General features: G+C 67.2%; 23 protein-coding genes. 5 read left to right on the plus strand and 18 right to left on the minus strand.

What is annotated here, in order from left to right:
• Window positions 1-51: 51 nt before the first annotated feature.
• The 5 genes from ftsH to E8M01_RS04890 all read right to left on the minus strand — a co-directional run bounded on the left by ftsH (window position 52) and on the right by E8M01_RS04890 (window position 5,880).
• Window positions 52-1,971 (minus strand): ATP-dependent zinc metalloprotease FtsH, encoded by a 1,920-nt coding sequence (ftsH, locus tag E8M01_RS04870; RefSeq protein ID WP_136964454.1) that lies wholly within the window; start codon window positions 1,969-1,971, stop codon window positions 52-54.
• A gap of 210 nt (window positions 1,972-2,181) precedes the next feature.
• Window positions 2,182-3,219 carry a tRNA lysidine(34) synthetase TilS gene (gene tilS, locus E8M01_RS04875; protein ID WP_170181787.1) on the minus strand — a complete coding sequence of 346 codons (1,038 nt, stop codon included), beginning with the start codon at window positions 3,217-3,219 and terminating at the stop codon, window positions 2,182-2,184.
• Complete coding sequence (locus E8M01_RS04880; protein WP_246088599.1) at window positions 3,206-4,237, minus strand: tetratricopeptide repeat protein; 1,032 nt, start codon at window positions 4,235-4,237, stop codon at window positions 3,206-3,208. The genes tilS and E8M01_RS04880 overlap by 14 nt, the downstream gene beginning before the upstream one ends.
• 219 nt (window positions 4,238-4,456) lie before the next feature.
• Window positions 4,457-4,963 (minus strand): peptidoglycan-associated lipoprotein Pal, encoded by a 507-nt coding sequence (gene pal, locus E8M01_RS04885; RefSeq protein ID WP_136959086.1) that lies wholly within the window; start codon window positions 4,961-4,963, stop codon window positions 4,457-4,459.
• Window positions 4,964-5,379: 416 nt separating this feature from the next.
• Entirely contained in the window at window positions 5,380-5,880 is a 501-nt protein-coding gene (locus E8M01_RS04890; RefSeq protein ID WP_136959087.1) for a MarR family winged helix-turn-helix transcriptional regulator, read from the minus strand.
• A gap of 62 nt (window positions 5,881-5,942) precedes the next feature.
• Here E8M01_RS04890 and E8M01_RS04895 point away from each other — a divergent pair, with 62 nt between their 5' ends.
• From E8M01_RS04895 to E8M01_RS04905, 3 genes are all read left to right on the plus strand, one after another.
• Entirely contained in the window at window positions 5,943-6,446 is a 504-nt protein-coding gene (locus E8M01_RS04895; RefSeq protein ID WP_246088600.1) for a PaaI family thioesterase, read from the plus strand.
• A 34-nt stretch (window positions 6,447-6,480) separates the two neighbouring features.
• The gene (locus E8M01_RS04900) at window positions 6,481-7,284 is read left to right on the plus strand and encodes an alpha/beta fold hydrolase (RefSeq protein ID WP_170181788.1); all 804 of its coding nucleotides are present in this window, start codon (window positions 6,481-6,483) and stop codon (window positions 7,282-7,284) included.
• Window positions 7,285-7,386: 102 nt separating this feature from the next.
• Window positions 7,387-9,534, plus strand: a complete 2,148-nt coding sequence (locus tag E8M01_RS04905) for an alpha/beta hydrolase domain-containing protein (protein ID WP_136959089.1) — start codon at window positions 7,387-7,389, stop codon at window positions 9,532-9,534.
• A gap of 4 nt (window positions 9,535-9,538) precedes the next feature.
• Here the strand turns inward: E8M01_RS04905 and E8M01_RS04910 are convergent, their stop codons facing one another.
• Together E8M01_RS04910 and E8M01_RS04915 are read right to left on the minus strand one after the other, a co-directional pair.
• Window positions 9,539-10,900, minus strand: a complete 1,362-nt coding sequence (locus E8M01_RS04910) for an MATE family efflux transporter (protein ID WP_136959090.1) — start codon at window positions 10,898-10,900, stop codon at window positions 9,539-9,541.
• A gap of 94 nt (window positions 10,901-10,994) precedes the next feature.
• Window positions 10,995-11,450 carry a MarR family winged helix-turn-helix transcriptional regulator gene (locus tag E8M01_RS04915; protein ID WP_170181789.1) on the minus strand — a complete coding sequence of 152 codons (456 nt, stop codon included), beginning with the start codon at window positions 11,448-11,450 and terminating at the stop codon, window positions 10,995-10,997.
• A gap of 139 nt (window positions 11,451-11,589) precedes the next feature.
• Between E8M01_RS04915 and E8M01_RS04920 the strand changes: the two genes are divergently transcribed.
• Window positions 11,590-13,035 carry a hypothetical protein gene (locus E8M01_RS04920; RefSeq protein ID WP_136959092.1) on the plus strand — a complete coding sequence of 482 codons (1,446 nt, stop codon included), beginning with the start codon at window positions 11,590-11,592 and terminating at the stop codon, window positions 13,033-13,035.
• 3 nt (window positions 13,036-13,038) lie between these two features.
• On the opposite strand, the gene tolB is transcribed toward E8M01_RS04920, so the two are convergent.
• The 11 genes from tolB to E8M01_RS34970 all read right to left on the minus strand — a co-directional run bounded on the left by tolB (window position 13,039) and on the right by E8M01_RS34970 (window position 21,895).
• The gene (gene tolB / locus E8M01_RS04925) at window positions 13,039-14,361 is read right to left on the minus strand and encodes a Tol-Pal system beta propeller repeat protein TolB (protein ID WP_246088601.1); all 1,323 of its coding nucleotides are present in this window, start codon (window positions 14,359-14,361) and stop codon (window positions 13,039-13,041) included.
• A gap of 63 nt (window positions 14,362-14,424) precedes the next feature.
• On the minus strand, window positions 14,425-15,582 hold the full coding sequence (gene tolA, locus E8M01_RS04930) for a cell envelope integrity protein TolA (RefSeq protein ID WP_170181790.1): 1,158 nt from the start codon (window positions 15,580-15,582) through the stop codon (window positions 14,425-14,427).
• Window positions 15,583-15,644: 62 nt separating this feature from the next.
• Window positions 15,645-16,097, minus strand: a complete 453-nt coding sequence (gene tolR / locus E8M01_RS04935; RefSeq protein WP_136959095.1) for a protein TolR — start codon at window positions 16,095-16,097, stop codon at window positions 15,645-15,647.
• 10 nt (window positions 16,098-16,107) lie between these two features.
• Window positions 16,108-16,848: a protein TolQ gene (gene tolQ, locus E8M01_RS04940; protein ID WP_136959096.1), complete on the minus strand. Its 741-nt coding sequence runs from the start codon at window positions 16,846-16,848 to the stop codon at window positions 16,108-16,110.
• A 311-nt stretch (window positions 16,849-17,159) separates the two neighbouring features.
• On the minus strand, window positions 17,160-17,885 hold the full coding sequence (locus tag E8M01_RS04945; protein ID WP_136959097.1) for a sulfite exporter TauE/SafE family protein: 726 nt from the start codon (window positions 17,883-17,885) through the stop codon (window positions 17,160-17,162).
• 54 nt (window positions 17,886-17,939) lie between these two features.
• Window positions 17,940-18,392, minus strand: coding sequence for a tol-pal system-associated acyl-CoA thioesterase (ybgC, locus tag E8M01_RS04950; RefSeq protein WP_136959098.1), 453 nt, complete (start codon window positions 18,390-18,392; stop codon window positions 17,940-17,942).
• 129 nt (window positions 18,393-18,521) lie between these two features.
• Window positions 18,522-19,568 carry a Holliday junction branch migration DNA helicase RuvB gene (gene ruvB, locus E8M01_RS04955; RefSeq protein WP_136959099.1) on the minus strand — a complete coding sequence of 349 codons (1,047 nt, stop codon included), beginning with the start codon at window positions 19,566-19,568 and terminating at the stop codon, window positions 18,522-18,524.
• A gap of 62 nt (window positions 19,569-19,630) precedes the next feature.
• Complete coding sequence (gene ruvA / locus E8M01_RS04960; protein WP_136959100.1) at window positions 19,631-20,248, minus strand: Holliday junction branch migration protein RuvA; 618 nt, start codon at window positions 20,246-20,248, stop codon at window positions 19,631-19,633.
• A gap of 65 nt (window positions 20,249-20,313) precedes the next feature.
• Window positions 20,314-21,033: a DNA-3-methyladenine glycosylase I gene (locus E8M01_RS04965; RefSeq protein WP_136959101.1), complete on the minus strand. Its 720-nt coding sequence runs from the start codon at window positions 21,031-21,033 to the stop codon at window positions 20,314-20,316.
• Between the two features lie 69 nt (window positions 21,034-21,102).
• Window positions 21,103-21,600: a crossover junction endodeoxyribonuclease RuvC gene (gene ruvC / locus E8M01_RS04970; RefSeq protein WP_136959102.1), complete on the minus strand. Its 498-nt coding sequence runs from the start codon at window positions 21,598-21,600 to the stop codon at window positions 21,103-21,105.
• 94 nt (window positions 21,601-21,694) lie between these two features.
• On the minus strand, window positions 21,695-21,895 hold the full coding sequence (locus E8M01_RS34970) for a hypothetical protein (protein WP_170181689.1): 201 nt from the start codon (window positions 21,893-21,895) through the stop codon (window positions 21,695-21,697).
• On the opposite strand from E8M01_RS34970, the gene irrA reads away from it, so the two are divergent.
• Window positions 21,815-22,354, plus strand: coding sequence for an iron response transcriptional regulator IrrA (gene irrA / locus E8M01_RS04975; RefSeq protein WP_136959103.1), 540 nt, complete (start codon window positions 21,815-21,817; stop codon window positions 22,352-22,354). The genes E8M01_RS34970 and irrA overlap by 81 nt on opposite strands.
• The last annotated feature ends 10 nt before the right edge of the window (window positions 22,355-22,364 follow it).

Genomic DNA, 22,364 nt, shown 5'->3' on the forward strand with positions numbered 1-22,364 from the left:
GCGGGCACTGTGTCCCGCCGCTCGAGTGTTCTCAGGTCATGGCAACCGGCGTCAAGCCGAAGGTTGCGGCTCCAGGCCGTCGTCATTGGCCGGGCGGCGGCCCTTGCCGGCGGTCGGTACCGCCGAGGAGCGGCCGGCATTCTTGTCCGGCTCGGTGTCGCGCACCGGCGGCTTGCCGGCGATCAGATCCTTGATCTCGTCGCCCGACAGCGTTTCATATTCGAGCAGCGCCTCGGCAACCCGGATGAACTCGTCGTGCTTCTCGGTCAGGATCCGCTTGGCTTCGATATAGCCTTCCTGGACCAGCCGCTTGACCTCGGTGTCGATCTTCTGCGCGGTTGATTCCGAGATGCTCTGCTGCCGGCCCATCGACATGCCGAGGAACACCTCTTCCTGATTGTCGCCATAAGCGACCAGGCCAAGCTCCTCGGAGAAGCCCATGCGGGTGACCATGGCGCGCGCCATCTTGGTCGCCTGATCGATGTCGCCGACGGCGCCGGAGGTGACGTTCTCCTTGCCGAAGGTCAGCTCTTCCGCCACGCGACCGCCCATGGCGACCGCCAGATGCGACGTATATTCCTTGTACTTCATGGAATAGCGGTCGCCCTCGGGCAAGAACTTGACCATGCCGAGCGCACGGCCGCGCGGGATGATCGTCGCCTTGTGCACCGGCAGGCCGGCCTCGACGTTCATGCCGACAACCGCGTGACCGGCCTCGTGATAGGCGGTCAGCTTCTTTTCTTCCTCGGACATTGCCATCGACCGACGCTCGGCGCCCATCATGACCTTGTCCTTGGCATCCTCGAGATCGGCCATGGTGACCATGCGCTTGGAGCGCCGGGCCGCCAGCAGAGCCGCCTCGTTGACCAGGTTCATCAGGTCGGCGCCGGAGAAGCCGGGCGTGCCGCGGGCAATGATCTTCAGGTCCACGTCGGGCGCCAGCGGCACCTTGCGGGCATGAACCTTCAAGATCTTCTCGCGGCCGTTGACATCCGGGTTCGGCACCACGATCTGGCGATCGAAACGGCCGGGACGCAGCAGCGCCGGATCGAGAACATCGGGACGGTTGGTCGCCGCGATGATGATGATGCCCTCGTTCGGCTCGAAGCCATCCATCTCGACCAGCAACTGGTTCAGCGTCTGCTCGCGCTCGTCATTGCCGCCGCCGAGGCCGGCGCCGCGATGGCGGCCGACCGCGTCGATTTCGTCGATGAAGATGATGCAGGGCGCATTCTTCTTGGCCTGTTCGAACATGTCGCGGACACGGCTGGCGCCGACGCCGACGAACATCTCGACGAAATCCGAACCGGAAATGGTGAAGAACGGCACATTGGCTTCGCCGGCCACCGCCTTGGCGGTCAGCGTCTTACCCGTGCCGGGCGGGCCGACCAACAGCACGCCACGCGGGATGCGGCCACCGAGCCGCTGGAACTTCTGCGGATCGCGCAGGAATTCGACGATCTCCTGCAGGTCCTGCTTGGCTTCGTCGATGCCGGCGACGTCGTCGAAGGTGACCCGGCCGTGCGCCTCGGTCAAAAGCTTGGCCTTGGACTTGCCGAAACCCATGGCCTTGCCGCCGGCGCCCTGGATCTGGCGCGACATGAAGATCCACAGGCCGATCAACAGAAGGACCGGGAACCACTGGGCGAGGAGCGCCACGAACCACGGCACCTGCTCGCCCGGCGGACGGGCCTGCACCTGCACGCCCTTCTCGAACAGCTTCTGCGTCAAGCCCGGATAGGGCGGCGCATAGGTCTGGAAGGTCCGGCCATCGGTGAAGTGGCCGGTGACCTCGGGCCCCTGGATCGTGACATCGCGCACGCGTCCGCCGTCAACCTCGGAGAGGAACTGCGTGAACGGCATATCGGACGAACCTTGCCGTTGCTGCGGGCTCTGGAACAGCGTGAACAACGCCAGCAAAAGCAGGACGATGATCACCCAGAGGGCGAGGTTGCGGAAATTCGAGTTCATCGCGGTCCTTCCCCAGGGCCTGGCCACGCACCTGCGCCAATGCGGCGCGTCTCTGCGACTGTCTGTGGCCCAGCCCGTTCGAATACGTAATGTAGGTTCAGCGGCGGGCCTTGCCAAGGAGCGGTCGGCGCATCCGAGCCGTTCTGTTCGAACGACATGGCAATCCGGTCAATCTTGTCTTGCTGCACGGCACGTCGGCAGACGACTAGCCTATTCACGCGCCGCGCGCCGCATTGGTTCACGCGACACGATGACACGCCCCTCGGCGGTCACCGCGACCACGGCGCCGCGCAGGGTCGTCTTGGCGGCCCGCCCCTCGGCGAGCGCCATCAGCACCTGCACCGAGAGCTCCTCGATCGCGGCAAGCCGCTCGGCAACCTCACTGTCGCCGACCTCCTCGATCGCCCGTGACAGCAGCATCTGCACCGTTGCCAGCGGCTCGGCGAGCCAGCTTTGCGCCTCGAACACCTGGGTTCCCGGAACGATCGTCGGCTTGAGGCTCGCCTGCGCGAGTTTGGCGGCCTGATGGCGCAGCGCTTCGTCGAGCAGCCGCATGCGGCCGGCAAAGGTCGCCAGGCGCTCGATGTCGAGGCCCTCGCCGGCCATGGCGGCGATCAGCTTGCGCAGTCGCACGCGGGTGAACCGGTCGTCGATGTTCGAGGGGTCCTGGACCGGGGTCAGCCCTGCCGCCAGCGCCGTGGCCTTGAGCCGGTCGCCGGTTTCCCAGAGGAATGGCCGGATGATTGCCACGCCGTCGCGCTCGGTGATCTCCGCCATGGCCTTGAGGCCGAGCGGGCCGGAACCGCGCAGGAAGCGCATCAGCACCGTCTCGGCCTGATCGGAAATGGTGTGGGCGGTGACGATCGCGCCGGCGCCGACACGTTTGGCCTCGGCCGCCAGCAGCCGGTAGCGGGCGGCCCGCGCCTCGCGCTGCAGTCCGGCTTTCGGTTTCACGCCGTGCCAGACCAATGTGGCGGCGGGAAGATCGAAATGTCGCGCGGCCGCTTCGACAACCGCGCATTCATCGGCGGATTCCGGCCGGATCGCATGGTCGACGGTCGCCACATGCAAAGCCGGGCCGTCGGGCCGCGCCTGGCGCCAGCGCGCGACAGCGGCCAGCAGGCCCATCGAATCCGGGCCGCCCGACACGGCGAGCAGCAGGGCCGGATGATCGGCGAAACGGTCGAAGAGTTCGGCGAGGTCGGAGCTGTCGAAAGGCCGGGCCGAGGCGACCTCAGCAGCTTGCACGGCGCTGCTCGTTGGCGACCGCGGTCTTGGTCTGCGGGCGGGCATTGGGGTATTTGCGGTTGAATTCGGCATAAGCGGCACAGGCGGCCTCACGCTCGCCGAGCGCGTTCAGGGACTGGCCGAGGCGCAAAAGGCTCGACTGGGCGCGGCCGATGCGCGGATAATCGGTGGAGACCTTCAGGAACTGTTCGGCGGCTTCGCGATATTGCCGGCGCTGATACATGGTTTCGCCGAGCTGATGCGTGGCATCGCCCACCAGCCGGTCGCGCGGATGGCTCTGAATAAAGCCGCGCAGCGCCATCTCGGCCTGTTCGAATTCGCGCCGCTGGACCAGCGCCACCGCCTGATCATATTCGTCGCGCGGCGAGGCCGCGATGATCTGCTGCGTGCCGGTGCCCGGCGGCCGCGCGGCCATGCGCGGGTCACGCGGGTCAAGCGTCGGGTCGTTCGCCGCCTGGCCGGACATCTGCCCGAGGTCGAGCGGCTGGGCGCCGCCGTCGCTGCCGCCACCCCCCGCCGGCCCCATCGGCACACCACCGCCGGTGGAGGCGGTCGCCCCGCCCGGTCCGATACTGCCGACGCGCGGCTGGGCGGCATTGCCGCCGGGCGGCACGGCGCCGAGATCACGCGGCGTGCCGACCGCGCCCTGCTGGGCGTTCGGGTCGAAGGCGTCGCCCCGCTGCTGGCGTTGCGGCTGCGCCGGCTGCTGTGGTTGTTGCCGCGGCTGGCTCGGGCGAGCACCGCCGCGCTGGGATTCCAGTTCGTTCAGCCGGAATTCCAGATCGGCCTGGCTGCGGCGCGCCTGATCTTCCATTTGCCGGATACGGAATTGCGACTGCTCGAGCTGGCCGTTGAGCGAACGGATCTGCGCCTCCAGCCGCTGGATCCGATCCAGGAGATCGGCCCCCGACTGTGCCTGCGCCCCGCCATTCGCGGCGACGACAAGAGCTGCCGCCAAGGCAAGCCCCGCCCACATCTCGAACCGGAGCCAGCCCCTGACTGCCCGACCGACTGTCATCGTCGTTCTCTCTCCATGGATTTTGCGCAAGTCGCGCAAGCCACACTATTCGCAGGTGCGAATTGGGCCAGATTTCGGCCCCATTCAAGCAAAAACGGCGCTCGTCAGACGAGCGCCGCTTTATTTCTTCGGGCGTTGCCGGCAAGTCTCAGGGCAAACCACCAAGGCAAAACCCTTGCTGGCCGGGCCTGATCTGGCCAGCCCGGCCGTGACTCAGCGTCAGGAGCCGGCACCACCGCTCAGCACGGTCACCGAGCGACGGTTCTGCGACCAGCAGGAAATATTGTCGCAAACCGCGACCGGCCGCTCCTTGCCGTAAGAAATCGTGCGGATGCGCGCCGACGAAATGCCGCGGGCGCCGAGATAGTCGCGCACGGTCTGGGCGCGGCGGGCGCCAAGGGCGATATTGTATTCACGCGTGCCGCGCTCGTCGGCATGACCTTCGACGGTGAAGGAATAGCGGTTGTACTGCTGCAGCCAGGTCGCCTGCTTGTCGAGGGTCGAGCGGGCCTGGGTGGTCAGCTCGGATGAATCGGTCTCGAAGAACACGCGGTCGCCGACATTGACGACGAAGTCCTGCGGGCTGCCGGGGCTTGCGGCGCCCACGCCGCCGGCCCCGCCGGCGCCAGCGCCGTTGGTGGGATTTTGAGCGCAGGCGCCAAGCGCCAGGCCCATTGCCATGAGGGCTGCAAACTTCATGTTGCGCCCGAGAGCCATGGTCAGCATGGGTATCTCCTTAACGAAAAACGTAGCCGTTCCTTTACCAGGATGGGGGTTAATCGAACCTTCCTGCGACCTTGAAGCCTCGCCCGAAACGGGCAACAAAGGCTTCGCTCATGGTTTCGGAGCGGCTCTTTAACATCCTGAAATGACGTTTGTTTTTTACGGATGGCCGAGCAGTGAGGCAGGTACGCCGCACTGCTCGACCATTCGCCGGGATGGTCAACCATCGGTTAATGGAAGACCTGCCCGATCACTTGAGCCGGCTGGTGCGGCGACGTGACGGGACCGGGATCGCGGCGCAGCGTGACCAGACTGTGGCAAGGGGGTGTCGCCGAGGTGATAAACCCGCTCGGGCCATGGCTTTGCCCCGCCTGTTGCAAGATTGCCACAGGCCTCGATGCAGCCTCTCCGGCGGTCGATCAGGCCGCGCCCTGCCGCGCAACGTCAGATTGCGCTCGGTCCTCGTCCGGCAAGGCCGCCGCGAGACCTGACAGCTGGCCGGCAAAGTCGGGCGGGAGCGCGGGGCCGAGCGCCTCATGCGCCTGCCGCCAGACCGGCATCGCAGCCTCCAGCGCATGTGCCCCGGCCTCGGTCAACCAGACCATCCGCCGACGCTGATCCTGGTCGACCAGCGCGATCTCGATCCAGCCGAGACGCTCCAGAACCCTGAGATTACGCGACAGGCTGGACGGATCGAGGCCCATGCGCTCGGCCAGCGCGCCGAGCCTGTCGTCCGGCGTGCTGGCGATCTGCGCCATCAGCCAGAACTGCGGCAGCGACATCGCCGAAGCCGCCATGCGCCGCTCAAGGAACTGGCTGATCCGGCGCGCCGCCAGCCGGCTGTTCCAGCCGGCGCAGGCGTCCAGCGCCGCACTGGCATCCGACCGGAGTGATTTCGAAGCTTGCCGTGCCTTGTTCATAGGTCTATGTATCTACACTAGTTGTATCTACATGCAAATCGAAATGGCACGGGGAGCCAGACATGCCGAGCCAGATCATGCCGCCTGCCGCAACCGCGATACGTTACGGCCTCGCCAGCCCGGCCGACATTGCCGGCAAGACCGGCCGGGAGGTCCTTCAAGCCATCATCGACGGCGTGCTGCCACAGGCACCGATCTCTGAAACCCTGTCGTTCTGGCTGATCGAGGTCGGCGACGGTTTCGCCGCCTTCGAAGGCGAGCCCGGGGCCCATCTGCTCAATCCGATGGGCGGGGTGCATGGTGGCTGGGCGCTGACCCTGATCGACAGCGTGGCCGCCTGCGCCGGCCATTCGCTGCTGCCCGCCGGCAGCGGCTACACGACGATCGAGACCAAGGGCAATCTGTCGCGACCGATCAGCCAGGCGACCGGCCGGGTCCGCGCCGAGGCGCGCGTGGTCGCCCAGGGACGCCAGGTGATCTCGGCCGAAGCGCGGTTGACCGCGGCGGACGGCAAGGTGCTCGCCCATGGCAGCTCGACGATCCTGGTCCTGCCTGGCATTCATTGATCCCTGCCGTCCTGTCGTCCGGAGCGAAGCTGCCATGGCCACATTCGTTTTGTCCGATGGGCGCAATCTGTGCTTTTCGGAAACGGGCGACGGCCCGCCTTTGCTGCTGATCCACGGTTCGCCTGGCGAAGGCCGGGCCTGGAACCGGGTCGTGCCGCTGCTGGATCGGCAGTTTCGCGTGCTGACGCCGGATCTGCCCGGCTATGGCGGTTCCGCCCCCCTGCCCGAGGCCGGCGGCGGAACCGCCGCCATGGCGGCTGACGTCGGCGAACTCGTCGCCAGCCTCGGCGAACCGGTTTTCCTGGCGGGTCATTCCTACGGTGGCAATGTCGCGTTGCATGTCATGGCGGCCTCGCCTGACCGGATCCGCGGCCTGGCGCTGTTCGAGCCGGTGTTTTTTCGCGCTCTGGAGCTGAATGGCGATCAGGCGGCCCTGAATGAAGCCGGCCGCTTCTTTGCTTCCTACGCGACGCGCGCCGCAGCCGAAGAGAAAGACGCCATTGCCGACATGATCGACTACTGGTTCGGCGCCTCGGCGTTCAACCGTCTGCCGCCGCCGGTGCAGGGGTTCCTGCGCGCTTCCGCCGCAAAGAACGCCGGGGATGTCATCGCATCCTTCGCGGAAACGCTGAGCGGAGCCAGCCTCGCGCGTTTCGACAGGCCGTTGGCGGTCGCCCATGGAACCGCCAGCGCGCCGGTCGCCGTAGCCATTGCCCAGGCGCTCGGGCTGCTCGCGCCGGCCGCGCGGGTCGTGGCGATCGCCGGCGCCAGCCACGGCATGACCGACACCCATTCACGCGAGGTTGCCGAGATCATCCTCGACCTGCGCCAAGGATAGACGCCTGTCCTGCGAGCAGGACTGCCGGTCCAGCCGGGCCGATTGCATCTGATGCCGACCGTCCTCTAGCCTCTCCCAAACAAGAAGTTTGGGAGGACTGGCATGACATTGCGGAAGATCGGGCGGATTCTGTCCGCATGGATCGGCTTGGGAGTGATCGCGGCAGGTCTTTCGAGCCCGGCCGACGCACGCATCGTCAGGCTCGACATCACCAGGCAGGAACCGGCTTTCGGCGGCCGCAACTTCGGCCAGGTCGGCGGCTATGTCCGGCTTTCCGGCAAGGCCCATGGCGAGGTCGATCCGAACCTGCCGCAGAACGCCATCATCCAGGATATCCGCCTGGCGCCGCGCAATGCCCGCGGCATGGTCGAATATGTCACCGACATCGACATCCTGCGGCCGGCCGATCCGGACCGGGGCAACAACATCCTGCTGTTCGAAGTGCATAATCGCGGCCGCAAGCTGATGCTGCGCAACTTCAACGACGGCCTCGCCGGCAACCAGGCCGACTACAACAACCTGACCGATGCCGGCGACGGCTTCCTGATGGCGGCCGGCTACACCCTTGTCTGGTACGGCTGGCAGGCCGACGTGGCGCCGGGCGACGGCCGCCTGACCCTGACGGTGCCGGCCGCGCGCAACCCGGACGGCTCGCCGCTCACCGGCCTCGTGCGCGCCGAACTGACCACCGCGACCCCGGCGAAGACGCTGAACCTGTCGAGCGGCTGGTTCACCGGCCTGACCCATGCGAGCTACCCGACCGCCTCGGCCGACAATCGCACCGCCTTTGCCGACGGCTTCCTGCCGACCTTGACGGTACGTGCCAGGCAGCAGGAGCCGCGTGTCGCGATCCCGAACGGCGACTGGAGCTTCGGCGCCTGCAATGACGCCGACGGCGTCACCTCAGGCGACCGGCAGATCTGCCTGCCCGCGGGCTTCCAGCCGGGCCGGCTTTACGAGCTGATCTATCGCGCCAAAGATCCGCTGGTGACCGGCCTCGGTTTCGCCGCCACCCGCGACCTCGCGGCTTTCCTCAAGCGGCGCGACAAGGACCTGGCCGGCACGGCCAACCCGGTGTTCCGGCGCGGCCAGCGGGCGATCATCATGGGCACCTCGCAGTCCGGACGGATGATCCGCTCGTTCATTCACCTCGGCTTCAACCGCGACGAACAGGGCCGCACCGCCTTCGAGGGCGCGCTGCCGCATATCGGCGGCGGGCTGATGCCGCTCAATGTCCGGTTCTCGCAAGCCGGCCGCGCCTGGGGCGAACAGGTCGACCATCTCTACCCGGCCTATGACTTCCCCTTCACCTATGGCCGCCAGCGCGACCCGCTCACCGGCCGCAACCAGGGCCTGCTCGATCGCTGCCGGGCGAACGGCACCTGCCCGCGCATCTTCCATGTCGCGACCGCGCTGGAAATGTGGGAGGGCCGCCAATCGCTCGGCCTGACCGACCCCATGGGCCGGCGCGACGTCACCGATCCCGCCAATGTCCGCACCTATATCATGGCCTCGACCCAGCATGGGCCGGCCAACCTGCCGCTGCCGGCAGCCGAGCCGTTCGGCGTCTGCCAGCAGCAGCAGAACCCCAATCCGCATATCTGGACGCTGCGCGCGCTCATCACCGGGCTGACCGATTGGGTGGTGTCGGACAAGGCGCCGCCCGATAGCGCCATCCCGCGCATCGCCGACGGCACCCTGGTGGCGCCGGACCAGGTGCGTTTCCCGCCGATCCCGGCCAATGCCTATGGCAATGTCCGGCGCCCGCAGGTCAGGATGCTGCGGGTGACCAATCCGCTGTTCCAGCTCGATTACGGCCCCGGCTATGTCGCCGCCGATACCAGCGGTGTCATCACGGTCGAGCCGCCACGCCAGAGCACTGCCGGTTACGGCCTGCTGGTGCCGCAGGTCGACGGCGACGGCAATGATGTCGGTGGCCTGCGCTCCTTGTTCCTGCAGGCGCCGATCGGCACCTATACCGGCTGGAACCTCGGACGCAAGGACCGCTTCGAGGACGGCTTCTGCTCGCTCGCCGGCTCGTTCATTCCCTTCGCGCGGACCCGCCAGGAGCGGCTCGATACCGGCGATCCGCGCCTTTCGATCGAGGAGCGCTACCCAACCCCCGCGGCCTATGCGGCGACCGTCAAGGCAGCGGCCGAGCGTCTGGTCGCCGCACGCTACCTGCTGCCCGACGATGCCGCCCGGCTGGTCGGGCGCGCCGAGACCGAAGGCATTCGCCTCGGGCCGTGATGCCTCAGGCGCGCTTCGGCCCCCAGCGGGTGATGTGGATCGCATAGGCCGTGGTCAGGCCGTAGACCACCATGGACAGGCCGACGAGCGCGAACAGCATCCATTGCGGCTGGTCGGTCGCCACCAGCCACCAGCCGCCGAGGATCACCGACACCAGGCGCGCCGTGCCAGCGAGCACCGGACCCAGCACCCGGCCGGCGCCCTGGGCGGCGAAATAGAGGCAGAGGCCGAGACCATAAAAGCCGAAGCTCGGTCCGGCCCAGATGAGATAGGAGCGGGCCGCGGCCAGCACCTGCGGGTTGTCGGTGAACATGCCGGCCCAGGCCGACGGCATGAGCCAGCCAAGAAGGCCAATGGTCGTGGTGATGGCGAAGGCGAGCATGCCGCCGGTCCAGGCCGCGCGCCTCGCCCGCTCCGGCTGGCCGGCGCCGATCGCCATGCCGACCATCGGCACCATGGAGACGCCGACCGCGAAGGTGAAGGGGATCAGCATGAATTCGAGCCGCGAGCCGATGCCATAGCCGGCCAGCGCCTCGTGGCCGAAACGGGCCACCAGCGCGGTCAGGATCAGCACGGTCAGCACCGACTGGAACGACGACACGCAGGCGAGCGCGCCAACCTTCAGGATGTCGGCGAAATGTTCGCCGCGCAGCCTGACCCCGGAGACCGGCAGCACGATGCGGCAGGCGCCCGAGCGCAGGAAGCGGAACATGATGAGCGCGCCGATGCCATAAGCGATGACCTGGCCGAGCGCGATGCCGAACATGCCGAGACGCGGCACCGGCCCGAGCCCGAGGCCGAGACCGCCGCCGATCACCACCTGGAGAATGGCGACCGCCAGCAGGGTCGAGGACGGCACGGTCATGTTGCCGGCGCCCCGGATGATCGAGGCGAGCAGGTTGCACAGCCAGATCGTCAGCGCGCCGAGAAACACGACATTGGAATAGATCAGCGCCTGTTCGAGCGCCTCGCCATGGCCGCCGAGCGCGCTGTAGATCGGCCGGCCGAAGACGAACATGACAAGGGTGATGGCGAGCCCCAGGCCAAGCGCGATCAGCACGGTGTGGTAGGCGAGCGAGCGGGCGCGCGCGTCGTCATTGGCGCCGATGGCCCGGCTGATCGCCGACGACACGCCGCCGCCCATGGCGCCGGCCGACATCATCTGCTGCAGCATGATGATCGGGAAGACCAGCGCCATGCCGGCGAGCGCCCCCGTGCCGAGCAGCCCGACATAAACGGTCTCGGCGATCGCCACCGCGGCGGTCGCCACCATGGCCAGCATGTTCGGCAGGCTCAGCCGGATGATCGTCGCGAGCACCGGCGCGCTGACGATTGGGTTGACGGTCGCTGCGGCGGTCATGGTCATGGCACGTCTCGATCTTGCGCGGATGGCGGGGCCGAAGCGACAAATTTAGCTGTATATGCAGATAGTTGGCGGAACGGCGAACGATGGCCGGGCATCAGCGGGCCAGCCGTTCAATGGTCCGGTCGAGCAGGGCATTGAGGGTGGTCGCGTCGGTGCCGCCGAGCGCCTGGTCGATCTGGCGCTGGCCGGCGAGCCAGGCCGGCCGGGCCGCTTCGTAGACCGCACGGCCTTCCGGCGTGAGGTGCAGGCGCCGATGCCGGCGATCACGCGGGTCATGTGCCAGCCGGACGAAGCCCTGGCGCTCCAGCGGCCTGAGCGTGCGGGTCAGGCTGGTCGGGTCCATGACCATCCGTTCGGCGAGCATGCCGATACCGACGCCGTCATCGGACTTGAGCTGACCGAGCAGGCCAAACTGGGTGACGGTCAAGCCGTGCGGTTCGAGATGCTGGTCGAAGATGTGGGAAACGAGGCGCGCGACCTTGCGGATCCGCACGCCGGTACAGGCCGAGGGCGGGGTGGTCGCAGCGGAACCAAGAGAACCATCGCTCATGGGCGAGAAATAGCTGCATATGCAGGTACTGACAATCTGCATATGCAGCTATTTGTCCCGATGCATGCCAGCCTTGTGCCGGACAGGGCCTCGGACTTAGGCTGCACGGCGAGACGCCCGGTCACGGAACAGGCTTGCCATGCCATGCACGGCCACTCGCCTTCCTCTTGTCGCGCTCGGCCTGGTTCTGTGGGGAAGCTCGGGCGCGTGGAGCCAGCCGGTTCCCGCCTGCCGTTTCAACGCCGACATTGTAGCGGCCGCCGACTTCCTGCTCACCGAGCCCAGGATCGAGCGCCGTTTCTGGCGCGACCGCGCCAGTGATGACGCGGCTTTTCTCAAGATCCGCTATGCCGGCTTGAGCCATGCCGACGGCCTCCGGCTGATCGACGAGCTCCGCCAGCGCCGGCCGCCGCCGCAGCGGATCGAGGAATTGCGGCTCGCCCATGCCCGGCCCGCCGATCGCGCGACCGTGCTGGATGGCCCGATCGACAGCGCGACAGGTCCGGTGCTGAGCGCTTCAGCCTTCCGCGCCGCCATCCTCGATGACGACGGCGAGCGTCTGTTCAAGGCTTTAATACGCCGGGCCTCGCCGCAGCAGACCCCGATCCTGGCGGACGCGCTGCAGGTGCAGCTGGCCCGCGGCCTCGCTGATCTCGACGACGCCACCAAGGACCGTGTCGCCAGGCGTGCCGAGGCCGCCGGCTTCTGGCGGTTCAGCCTCGAAGTCTTGGCGGCCAAGTCTGATCCATCGGCCTGGCTCGCCACCTTGAAGCGTTCGCCGTTCGCCCCGCCCGACGCGGCCCGGCTTGCCGAGCTGTTCGCCCCGCTCTGGCGCGGCTACGCGACACTCAACCCGCAGGCTTATCAGCGCGATGCCTTGCCTGTGGAGTTGCGCGCCGCTGCCGAGCAGCTGGAGGCGCGCCGCATGCCGGAGACGACCAGCATCGACCACGTCAACACTCTGGTGCGCCTCGCCCCGCGTGCGCAATTCCTGATGACTGTGCTCAACCAGACCGGCTCGGTGCGGCTCGGCAGCGAGGTGGCGCAGCCACTGGTCGAGGACATCCAGGCCGGCCGGCTCGATCCCGCCCAGGACGACGATGCCGTGCAGATCCTGATTTTCAGCGGCCTCGACCGGGTGCTCGGCCGCGCCCAGGCCTCGGCGCAACTGATGAGCTTCCGTTCCAGCATCGGATCGGCGCCGGACCAGACCACCTTGATACGGCTGGAGCGAACCGTCGCCCGCCAGGCGCTGCGTCCCTATCTCACCGGCAACCGGCCGGCCTTGCCGGAGCGTCCGCTGCCGCTGTCGCCCGACTTCGATTGGGAAAGCTGGTCCAGGACCGCCCAGATCCTGCGCGCGGGCACCCCGGTACCGGATGGCAGCCAGCCAATCGCCGCCGAACTTCTGGAAGCGGCCGGACGCTATCCCGAAGCGCTGCTCGCCTGGCGCCACGTCGCCGATCGCGAGGCCGGACGCATTGGCGCCCATGCCATGCTGCTGGCCCTCGACCAGCGCTGCGCCAGACTGATGTCGCCGCCGGCGCCGTTGCAGGAACCGGTCTACCGTTTCGAGCCGCGCTGACGCTCAGCTCAGCGTCGGGCCCCAGGCCGGATCGGAGCCGAAGCTCGGCGTCGGCACGCGGTTCTCGGCGCGGGCAAAAATGTCCGACTGGAACAGTTGCGGCCCGGCACCCTGGTCGCGAAAGAACATGACGAACAGGCCGTTCGGCGCGAAGGTCGGGCCTTCGTTGTGGTAGCCCGAGGTCAAGATGCGCTCGCCCGAGCCGTCGGGCTTCATCACGCCAATGGAGAACTGGCCGCCGCCCTGGCGGGTGAAGGCGATCAGGTCGCCGCGCGGCGACCAGACCGGCGTCGAATAACGGCCCTCGCCGAACGAGATGCGGTTGGCGGCGCCGCCGCCCGAGCTCATCACATAGAGCTGCTGGGTGCCGCCGCGATCGCTTTCGAACACGATCTGCCGTCCATCCGGCGAGAACGACGGGCCGGTATCGATGGCCGAACCGTCGGTCAGCCGTACCGCGTTCTTCGACCTCAGGTCCATCGAGTAGATCGACGATCCCGCGCCCTGCTGCAACGACAGCACGATGCGCTGGCCATCGGGCGAGAACCGCGGCGAGAAGCTCATGCCCGGAAAATTGCCGACCTGCTCGCGCTGGCCGCTCTCGATATTGAGCAGGAAGACGCGCGGCTCGCCGGAATTATAAGCCATGTAGGTGATGTCCTGGCTCGACGGCGAGAAGCGCGGCGTCAGCACCAGGTCGCCGCCCCGGGTCAGGTAGCGCACATTGGCGCCGTCCTGGTCCATGATGGCCAGCCGCTTCTGGCGGCGGTCCTTCGGGCCGGTCTCGTCGACGAACACCACGCGGGTGTCGAAATGGCCCTTCTCGCCGGTCACCCGCTCGAAGATCTGGTCCGAAATGATATGGGCGATGCGCCGCCAATTGGCCTCCTGGGTGGCGAATTGCTGGCCGTGCAGCTGGCTGCCCTGGGCGACGTCCCAGAGCCGGAATTCGACCCGTGAACGCCCGTCGGCGCCGCGGCCGGCCCGGCCGGTGACGAGACCGGCGGCACCGGTCGCCTGGAAGCGCTGGAAGTTCGGCGCCTGGTCGGGATCGACCTGGACATTGGCATAGGCCTGGCGGTCGATGATCCGGAAGAAGCCGGAGCGCCGGAGGTTGTTCTCGATCACCCCGGAAATATTGCGGCCGATATCGCCCTCGCCGCCGAAATTCGGCACGGCGATCGGAAAGGGCTGCACCTGGCCGCGCCGGATGTCGATCACCGGCGGCTGGCTCTGCTGCGCTCGAGCGTAAGGCGATACCAGGCCGGAAGCGCCGAGGGCGGCACCGGCGGACAGGAGATTGCGGCGGTTCAGGAGCAAGGTCATCATGAGTCTCGATCAGTCGCTGAGCTTAGCGACGCCCTGGGTCACGACGGTGACGGTGGGCGCTCAGCGCATCATTTCCTTCGGGTCAAAGTTGAGCACGACTTCGCGCCAGGTTTCATAACGCTCGCGCGGCAGCCTCACGCCGCCCTCGGCCGAGCAGCGCATGACAGCGCGCACGGCGGAATTCGCGAGCACCTGGAAATTGGAATCGCCACGCGGGTTCTGCACCTCGGGGCGACCGGTGACGGTGCCGTCGGGATTGAACGACACCCTCAGCCGCACGGCCTGGCTATTGCCCTCGCGTGCCGAAATCGGGATTTCCCAGCAGCGCTCGGCCCAGGCGCGGATCGCATCGATCTCGCGGCCCGAGATGCGCGCGGCGGCGCCCGTCGCGGTGCCGAGCGAGGCGGTGCGCACCGGCGCGCTGGCACCGGTCGCCTCGGTGCGGGCGGCCTGACGGCGGTCATTCTCCTGGGTCGGGCTGGTGTTCAGCCGGGCAGCGATCGAGTTCGGATCGAACTGCCGGGCATTGGCCCGCTCCTGGCGCTCGCGCTCGGCCCGCTCGCGCGCCTCCCGCTGAGCCCGTTCGCGGGCCTCGCGCTGCGCCCGCTCACGGGCCTCGCGCTGGGCTTTTTCGCGGGCTTCACGCTGTTCGCGCTCGCGCGTCTCGCGCTGCTGCTGGGCGACGGCCTGACGTTGTTCTTCCTCGCGCCGGCGCTGCTCGGCCTGGCGCTGCTCCTGGCGGCGCTGCTCGTCTTCGCGCCTCTGCTGCGCCTGGATCTCGGCGAGCTTGGCTTCGAGGTCCTCGCGCTGCTCGGGCGCAACGGCAGGCGTCGGGCGCGGCGCCGGCTGCGGCGGCTGGACGGCCGCGACCTGCGCCGGGCGGGCGGCCGGCGGCGGCGGCGCCTCGGCCTGTTCGGGCTGCGGCGGCTGTGGCATCGGCGGACGCGGGGTCGGCGGCGGCGGCAATTGTATGTTCTGCACCCGCTCGCGGGCGACCGGCACGGAAGCCTCGTCCGGGGTCTGGCGCTCTTCGGGGGTCTGGCGGTCGACGACACGCTGCGGCGTTGGCGTGCGCTCGCCGCGACGATCGCCGCGGGTCGACTGCGCCGGCTCGTCGGAGACGATCTCGACCGGCACGCTCTCGCCCTCGTCCGGCTTCTGCGGCGCGCTCAGAAAGCCGACCAGGGCCGCGGCAAGCAGGAGCACATGCCCGCCCACCGAGACCCCATATCCGACTTTTTGCGGGTGCAGCGCCACGCTCTTCAAACCTCGGCCAGCTTTCAGCGCGACGCGCGTTCGGTCGCGACCAGCGCGACCTTGGTGAAGCCGCCGCCCTTGATCTGCGACAGCACGTCCATGATGGCCTGGTAATTCACCGCGGCGTCGCCGCGCACGAAGATGCGCTCCTCGCCGCCGTTCTGCGCCATGGCCTTCAGCTGCTCGATCAACTGGGCCTGTTCGACCTTGTTGTCGCCGAGATAGATATCGCCGTTCTGACGCACCGAAACGGTGATCGGCGGCTTGTCCTGCTGGATCGCGCGGGCGGACGCCTGCGGCAGGTCCAGCGGCACGGAGACCGTCATCAGCGGTGCCGCCACCATGAAGATGATCATCAGCACCAGCATCACGTCGACCATCGGCGTGATGTTGATCTCGTTCATCACGAAGGCGCGGCGGCGCCGGCGGCCGTTATTGCCGCGGCCGCCACCACCGCTTGCGACATGAGCTCCCATGGTCGTCTCCTCAGGCCGCGCGCTGGTCGTAGGTGGTCGGCCCACCCTGCTGATCGATCTGACGCGACAGGATGGCGGCGAACTCGTCGGCGAAGCCTTCGAGCCGGTTGGCGATCTTGTTCACCTCACCGGCAAGCTTGTTATAGGCAATGGTTGCCGGAATTGCGGCGACAAGGCCGATGGCGGTGGCGAACAGGGCCTCGGCAATGCCGGGCGCGACCACCGCGAGCGAGGTGTTCTTCGAGATCGCGATCGCCTGGAAGGCGGTCATGATGCCCCAGACCGTGCCGAACAGGCCAATGAACGGGCCGGCGGATGCAACGGTCGCCAGAACCATCAGGCGAGCCTCGAGACGCTCGACCTCGCGCTGGATGGTGACGTTCATCACCCGGTCGATGCGCTGTTGCAGGCCGGCGAAGGAGCGCGACGCGGTTTCGTGCGACCGCTTCCACTCGCGCATGGCGGCAACGAACAGCGCCGCCATGGCGGTGGTCGGCCGCTGCGCCAGGCTGCGATAGAGTTCCTCCAGCGACTGGCCGGACCAGAAAACCTGCTCGAAGCGGTCCATCTGGCTGCGCGTGCGGCGGAACAGGATGATCTTCTCGACAATGATCGCCCAGACCCAGATCGAGGCCGAGACGAGGCCGAGCATGACGAGCTTGACCACCCAATGGGCGGTAATGAACAGACCCCAGAGCGACACGTCGTGGGATGCGGCGACGGCGGTCTGGGCGACATCGGCGGGATTCATAGGCGGCGATCCTTTTCGCGACAGGTCCGGCTTCGAGGTCGCAGAACAGCCCACGCCACGGTTTGAGAACCCGGAACGGCCAGCGCCTGTGCAGTTTTCGCGCTTTTTCCCGTCCCTGGAGGGCGAAATGACCCTCGAATGTGTCTTGACCGTGACGCGGTCTGTACATCCGCGTGGTAAACTACCAAGCCATCGATAAGGTTAAGACTGGGTTATTGCCGCACTGCAACAGCTTATTGCCGTCGGTAATTGTCACAAAAAGGTGGTCGCGCGACTGCTATGCGCGAATGCGTCAGCGAAGACTTGGTCGTTCACCCCCGGACCAGCAGCACCAGCGCGCCGACCACGGCGATGGCCAGCAGGCCGATACGCATCCTTTCACGGTCCATCAGCGCGACCGCCGACGGCGCCAGCCAGGTGCCGATCAAAATGCCGGGAACCAGCAGCGCCGCGCGGCCGAGATCGGCGAACCCGAACCGGCCGGCCGCGACATGCATGGCAATCAGCATGGCATAAGCGACGATCCAGTAGAGCCCGAGCGTGGCGCGCACCTTGGCCGGGTTCTGGCCGGCATAGACCACGCCGATCAACGGTCCGTGGATGCCCGACATGCCGCCCATGAAGCCTGATATGACGCTGGTGATCGCGATATTGCGGGCGCTGAGCGCCAGATGCAGCCCGCTCAGCGACAGGCCCACCGCCAGCAGGATCAGCCCGCCGAACAGCCGCGGCAGATGGGTCGGGTCGATCGCCAGCAGCGCCAGCACGCCGATGGCCGTGCCGATCAGCAGGCCGCCAGCCCCCCAGCCGATCTCGGCGCGGTCGATCAGGTGGCTGTTGCCGCGCACCATCGCCAGCATCACCACGAAAGCCGAGGCGATCGCCGGACCCGGCACCAGGCTCGGCGAAATGATGGCCAGGAGCGGGATCATCACCAGCGACAGCCCGACGCCAACCGCCATCTGGATGACGGTGGCGACCGCCATGATGGCGGTGATGGCGGCGAGTTCGGCCGGCCCGAAGCCGAGAAGCGACATGAAGAGACTAAATCTGCTGTAACGACGCCAAAAAGGGACGCTCTCACTCGCACATCACGCCCTTGGCGTCATGATCCTTCTCAGCGCGTCAGGGATGCGCATTGGCCGGCCGCCGGCGACGAAGGCGACCCGCACGGTCGCTTCCACCAGCACCGCCTCGCCGCGCAGCACGCGCTGGGCAAGGTTCATGGTCGCGCCCTTGACCTCGACCGTGCGGGTCTCGATGGTCAGCACGTCGTCGATCTTGGCCGGGCGCAGGAACTCGATGCCCATGGCGCGCACGACGAAGGCGAAGCCGGCGCCGGCCTCTTCCTTCGCCTTGTCGAACAGGTCGCCCTGCGCCACGCCGAGCAGTCTCAGAAAATCGGTCCGCCCGCGTTCCATGAAGCGCAAATAGCTCGCGTGATAGACGACGCCCGAGAAATCCGTATCCTCGTAATAGACGCGGACCGAGAGATGGTGGGTTTCGTCTTCGATATGGCCGGCAAGCGCCGGGGACTTGATCATGCGGTCAACCTTCGGGTGAACGATCTCAACGGATTTTGCCGCGCCGCATAGGGGCTTGATCTGGCGAAAGCGAGGCCTGAACGCGGCCAAACCTTCGATCGGACCAGCGCTCAATCGGCAAGACGCGGCTCAGGCGTCGTCCTCGTCGCCCTTGAACAGCTGGAACTGGGTGGCGTCGCGGGCTGGTTCCGCCAGGCCGAGATGCCTGAAGGCATGGCTGGTCAACAGCCGGCCGCGCGGCGTGCGCTGCAGGAAGCCCTGCTGGATCAGGAACGGCTCGATGATCTCCTCGATCGCGTCGCGCGGTTCGGACAGCGCCGCCGCCATGGTCTCGATGCCCACCGGCCCACCGCCATAGTTGAGCGCGATGCCCTGGAGGTAACGCCGGTCCATCGCGTCGAGGCCAGCGGCGTCGACCTCGAGCCGGGTCAGCGCCTCATCCGCGATGGTCCGGGTGATCGTGTCGGAATCCCGGTAGATGGCGAAGTCGCGCACCCGCCGGAGCAGCCGGCCGGCGATGCGCGGCGTGCCGCGCGCCCGCCGGGCGATCTCGTTGGCGCCATCCGCGGCCATGCCGACACCCAGCACGCGGGCGCCACGGGTGACGATATATTCGAGCTCCTCGACGGTATAGAACTGCAGCCGGATCGGGATGCCGAAACGGTCGCGCAGCGGCGTCGTCAGCAGGCCGGCACGCGTGGTCGCGCCGACCAGGGTGAACTTGGCGAGGTCGATCTTCACCGAGCGCGCCGCCGGCCCCTCGCCGATGATCAGGTCGAGCTGGAAATCCTCCATCGCCGGATAGAGGATTTCCTCCACCGCCGGATTGAGCCGGTGGATCTCGTCGATGAACAGCACGTCGCGGTCTTCGAGATTGGTCAATTGCGCCGCGAGATCACCCGCCTTGGCGATGACCGGTCCCGAGGTCGAGCGGAAATTGACGCCGAGCTCCTTCGCCAGGATCTGTGCCAGTGTCGTCTTGCCGAGCCCAGGCGGACCGACGAACAGCACGTGGTCGAGCGCCTCGCCGCGCATCTTGGCGGCCGAAATGAACACTTCGAGGTTCGACCGCGCCTGCGCCTGGCCAATGAATTCGGTCAGCCGCTGCGGACGCAGATGCACATCCGCATCGTCGTCGCGGTGTTCGGGGTTCAAGATGCGGCGGGCTTCGGTCATTCCGGCTGGTTACACGATCGTCTCGTTTCGCGACAGCTTGGCTCAGGTCGACGATGGCCTGTTCAAGAACTCAGTTCCTTCAGCCCCATCCGGATCAGCGTCTGGGTATTGGCTTCTTCGCCCGCCTTGCCGGCGGCGGCGGCAATGGCCGCGGCGGCCTGCGGCTGGCCGTAGCCGAGATTGGTCAAGGCCGAGATGGCGTCGCGGATCGGGCCGGGCGCGCGTTTGTCGTCGACGTCGCCGACCAGCTTGGCAAGCGTCGGATCGATATCGGTGAAGCCCGGCGCCTTGTCCTTCAACTCCGTGATGATGCGCTCGGCGACCTTCGGCCCGACGCCATTGGCCCGGCCGATCGCCGCCTTGTCGCGCATGGCGATGGCGGTGGCGAGATCACTCGCCTTCAGCGTCGACAGCACCGACAGCGCCACCTTGGCGCCGACACCTTGCACGGCGAGCAGCAGGCGAAACCACTCGCGCTCCAGGTCATTGGCGAAACCGTAGAGCCGGATCATGTCCTCGCGGACCATGGTTTCGATCGACAACACCGCCGCTTCGCCCGCCGCCGGCAGGGCCTGCAGCGTGCGCGACGAACAGTGCACGACGTAACCGACGCCGTGCACGTCGACGATCACCCAATCGGGCCCATAGGAGTCGATCGTGCCCTTCAACTTGCCGATCATGGCGATATCCGTCCCTGCATCCTGCGCCCCTTATAGGGGATTCGCTGGCCGGACGGACGGTTTGTTCACTCTTCGCCCCCGCCATAACGCATCAGCGTCGCCGCGTCGTAATTTTCGCCGATCGACATCGAGCAGGTGCGCGACAGGTGCACGCGCGGCAGGCCGGTCTCGCGCGCCCATGCGTTGAACACGGCCTGGATCTTCTTCAGGTCGCCCTTGGAGGTCGGCTCGGCCGCAATATCGAGACCGGCGTCGCGCAGTGCCGCCACCGTGTCGCGCGCGGTGACGAAGCCGTCAAAACCGATGAAGCGGAGGAAATACTGGCCGGTGCGGGCGCCAAGCCGCGAACCGCGCTTGGCCATGAAATCCAACAGCCCGATCTGATCGTCGGCCGGCCAGGCCGCCAGGAACTTGCCGAAGGAGCCGCGCTCGGCCGCGACATCGGCGACGAAAGCGGCGTTCTCGCGCACACTCTTGATCTTCAGCGGATTCTTGACGATGCGCGGGTCGCGCGCCCGGTCGTGCCAGAACTCGTCCGGCTGGAACAACAAAGGCTTCGGCTGGAAACCGAGAAAGGCTTCTTCAAACCCCGGCCACTTGTTGTCGATCACCCGCCAGACGAAACCGGCGCAGAAGATGCGCCGGGTCATTTCCGCCAGCACCCGGTCGTCGGGCAGCGCCGCGAGCTCGGCCTTCGCCATCACCGGCGGCAACAGCGCCTTGAGCGCGGCCGGGCCGCCCTTGCGGGTCTCGGCGCGCGCCTGGATCTTGTCGAATGCGATCACCTGGGGGTCTCCGGGCAAGCCTTGATGTCGCCGAGCATCCCGCGACGATGCGGCTGAGGTCAACGCCGGTCAGGCGTGCAGGCGCGCCGGCCCGCGATGATGGGCATGGGTGATGGCGATAGCGAGTGCGTCGACCGCATCCATGGTCTTCGGATCGGCCTTGGGCAACAGGATGCCGATCATCATCTCGACCTGCTTCTTGTCGGCATGGCCCGCGCCGACGATCGATTTCTTGACCTTGTTCGGCTCGTATTCGGACACCGGCAGGCCGGCGAGCGAGGGCACCACCATGGCGATGCCACGCGCCTGGCCGAGCTTCAAGGTGGCGGTCGCATCCTTGTTGACGAAGGTGTTTTCGACCGCCGCTTCGTTCGGTTCGAAGCGTCGCACCACATCTTCCACACCGCGATAGAGCTGCGCCAGGCGCTCGGCCAGAGTCGTTTCGGCGTCCGATGTCACCGTGCCGCAGGCAACGAAGATCAGCCGGTTGCCGGTCACGTCGATAATACCCCAGCCGGTGCGGCGGAGCCCAGGGTCGATGCCGAGAATGCGAATCATGTCGGACATGACCGCCAACTTATCCGAGAAGGCCGCCGACACGCGCCTTCATCGCTAAATTTACCGCGTCACGGCAAAGCCTCGCAGCGAGCGGGCAAGGCATTCACGGATTTCGAACCATGCGTGTCTGCGCGGAACAGGCATCGCCTGAATTGACGGCGGCCGCGTTTTTGACAGAATGCAATTGCAACTCATTTGCATCTGAAAGAGAACCGGCACCCCGATGCTCCTTGTTCCCGATGAATTCCGAGACCAGCTGCGTGCCGCGCACGACGACGCCTGGCTGTCCGCGGTCCAGGTTCAAGCCGCCCTCCGAGCCGCCGGGTTGCGGCCAACGCGACAGCGTATCGCGCTCGGCCGCCTGCTGTTCGGCAACCGGCATCGCCATGTCACCGCGGCCGACCTGCATGGCGACGCGCTTGATGCCGGAAGCCCGCTGTCGCTGGCGACGGTCTACAACACGCTCAACCAGTTTGCCGATGCCGGTTTGCTGCGCCGCATCTCGATCAATGGCGAGCGCAGCTATTTCGACACCGACGTCGGCGATCACCATCACTTCTATATCGACGCCGAGGACCGGATCCTGAACATCCCGGCCGGGGCCGTCGCGCTCGATCGCCTGCCCTTGCCGCCCGACGGCTACGAGATCACCAAGGTCGACCTCGTCGTTCACCTGACGCGCGTTGCCGAACGAGCCGCACGCCAATTGAGCAAGGCAGATCCGGCGACTTCCGCCGTTCCGCCGGAGATCGATCCGCTCTAATCGACAGGCA

This window comes from Phreatobacter stygius (genome assembly GCF_005144885.1).
In the GTDB taxonomy this organism is placed as follows: Bacteria; Pseudomonadota; Alphaproteobacteria; order Rhizobiales; family Phreatobacteraceae; genus Phreatobacter; species Phreatobacter stygius.

Excerpts from the sequence above, each read along its gene's own strand:
- ftsH (WP_136964454.1), bottom strand. The coding sequence starts at position 1,971 with ATGAACTCGAATTTCCGCAACCTCGCCCTCTGGGTGATCATCGTCCTG.
- E8M01_RS04880 (WP_246088599.1), bottom strand. The coding sequence starts at position 4,237 with ATGACAGTCGGTCGGGCAGTCAGGGGCTGGCTCCGGTTCGAGATGTGG.
- pal (WP_136959086.1), bottom strand. The coding sequence starts at position 4,963 with ATGCTGACCATGGCTCTCGGGCGCAACATGAAGTTTGCAGCCCTCATG.
- E8M01_RS04890 (WP_136959087.1), bottom strand. The coding sequence starts at position 5,880 with ATGAACAAGGCACGGCAAGCTTCGAAATCACTCCGGTCGGATGCCAGT.
- E8M01_RS04895 (WP_246088600.1), top strand. The coding sequence starts at position 5,943 with ATGCCGAGCCAGATCATGCCGCCTGCCGCAACCGCGATACGTTACGGC.
- E8M01_RS04900 (WP_170181788.1), top strand. The coding sequence starts at position 6,481 with ATGGCCACATTCGTTTTGTCCGATGGGCGCAATCTGTGCTTTTCGGAA.
- E8M01_RS04905 (WP_136959089.1), top strand. The coding sequence starts at position 7,387 with ATGACATTGCGGAAGATCGGGCGGATTCTGTCCGCATGGATCGGCTTG.
- E8M01_RS04910 (WP_136959090.1), bottom strand. The coding sequence starts at position 10,900 with ATGACCATGACCGCCGCAGCGACCGTCAACCCAATCGTCAGCGCGCCG.
- E8M01_RS04915 (WP_170181789.1), bottom strand. The coding sequence starts at position 11,450 with ATGAGCGATGGTTCTCTTGGTTCCGCTGCGACCACCCCGCCCTCGGCC.
- E8M01_RS04920 (WP_136959092.1), top strand. The coding sequence starts at position 11,590 with ATGCCATGCACGGCCACTCGCCTTCCTCTTGTCGCGCTCGGCCTGGTT.
- tolB (WP_246088601.1), bottom strand. The coding sequence starts at position 14,361 with ATGACCTTGCTCCTGAACCGCCGCAATCTCCTGTCCGCCGGTGCCGCC.
- tolR (WP_136959095.1), bottom strand. The coding sequence starts at position 16,097 with ATGGGAGCTCATGTCGCAAGCGGTGGTGGCGGCCGCGGCAATAACGGC.
- tolQ (WP_136959096.1), bottom strand. The coding sequence starts at position 16,848 with ATGAATCCCGCCGATGTCGCCCAGACCGCCGTCGCCGCATCCCACGAC.
- E8M01_RS04945 (WP_136959097.1), bottom strand. The coding sequence starts at position 17,885 with ATGTCGCTTCTCGGCTTCGGGCCGGCCGAACTCGCCGCCATCACCGCC.
- ybgC (WP_136959098.1), bottom strand. The coding sequence starts at position 18,392 with ATGATCAAGTCCCCGGCGCTTGCCGGCCATATCGAAGACGAAACCCAC.
- ruvB (WP_136959099.1), bottom strand. The coding sequence starts at position 19,568 with ATGACCGAAGCCCGCCGCATCTTGAACCCCGAACACCGCGACGACGAT.
- ruvA (WP_136959100.1), bottom strand. The coding sequence starts at position 20,248 with ATGATCGGCAAGTTGAAGGGCACGATCGACTCCTATGGGCCCGATTGG.
- ruvC (WP_136959102.1), bottom strand. The coding sequence starts at position 21,600 with ATGTCCGACATGATTCGCATTCTCGGCATCGACCCTGGGCTCCGCCGC.
- irrA (WP_136959103.1), top strand. The coding sequence starts at position 21,815 with ATGCTCCTTGTTCCCGATGAATTCCGAGACCAGCTGCGTGCCGCGCAC.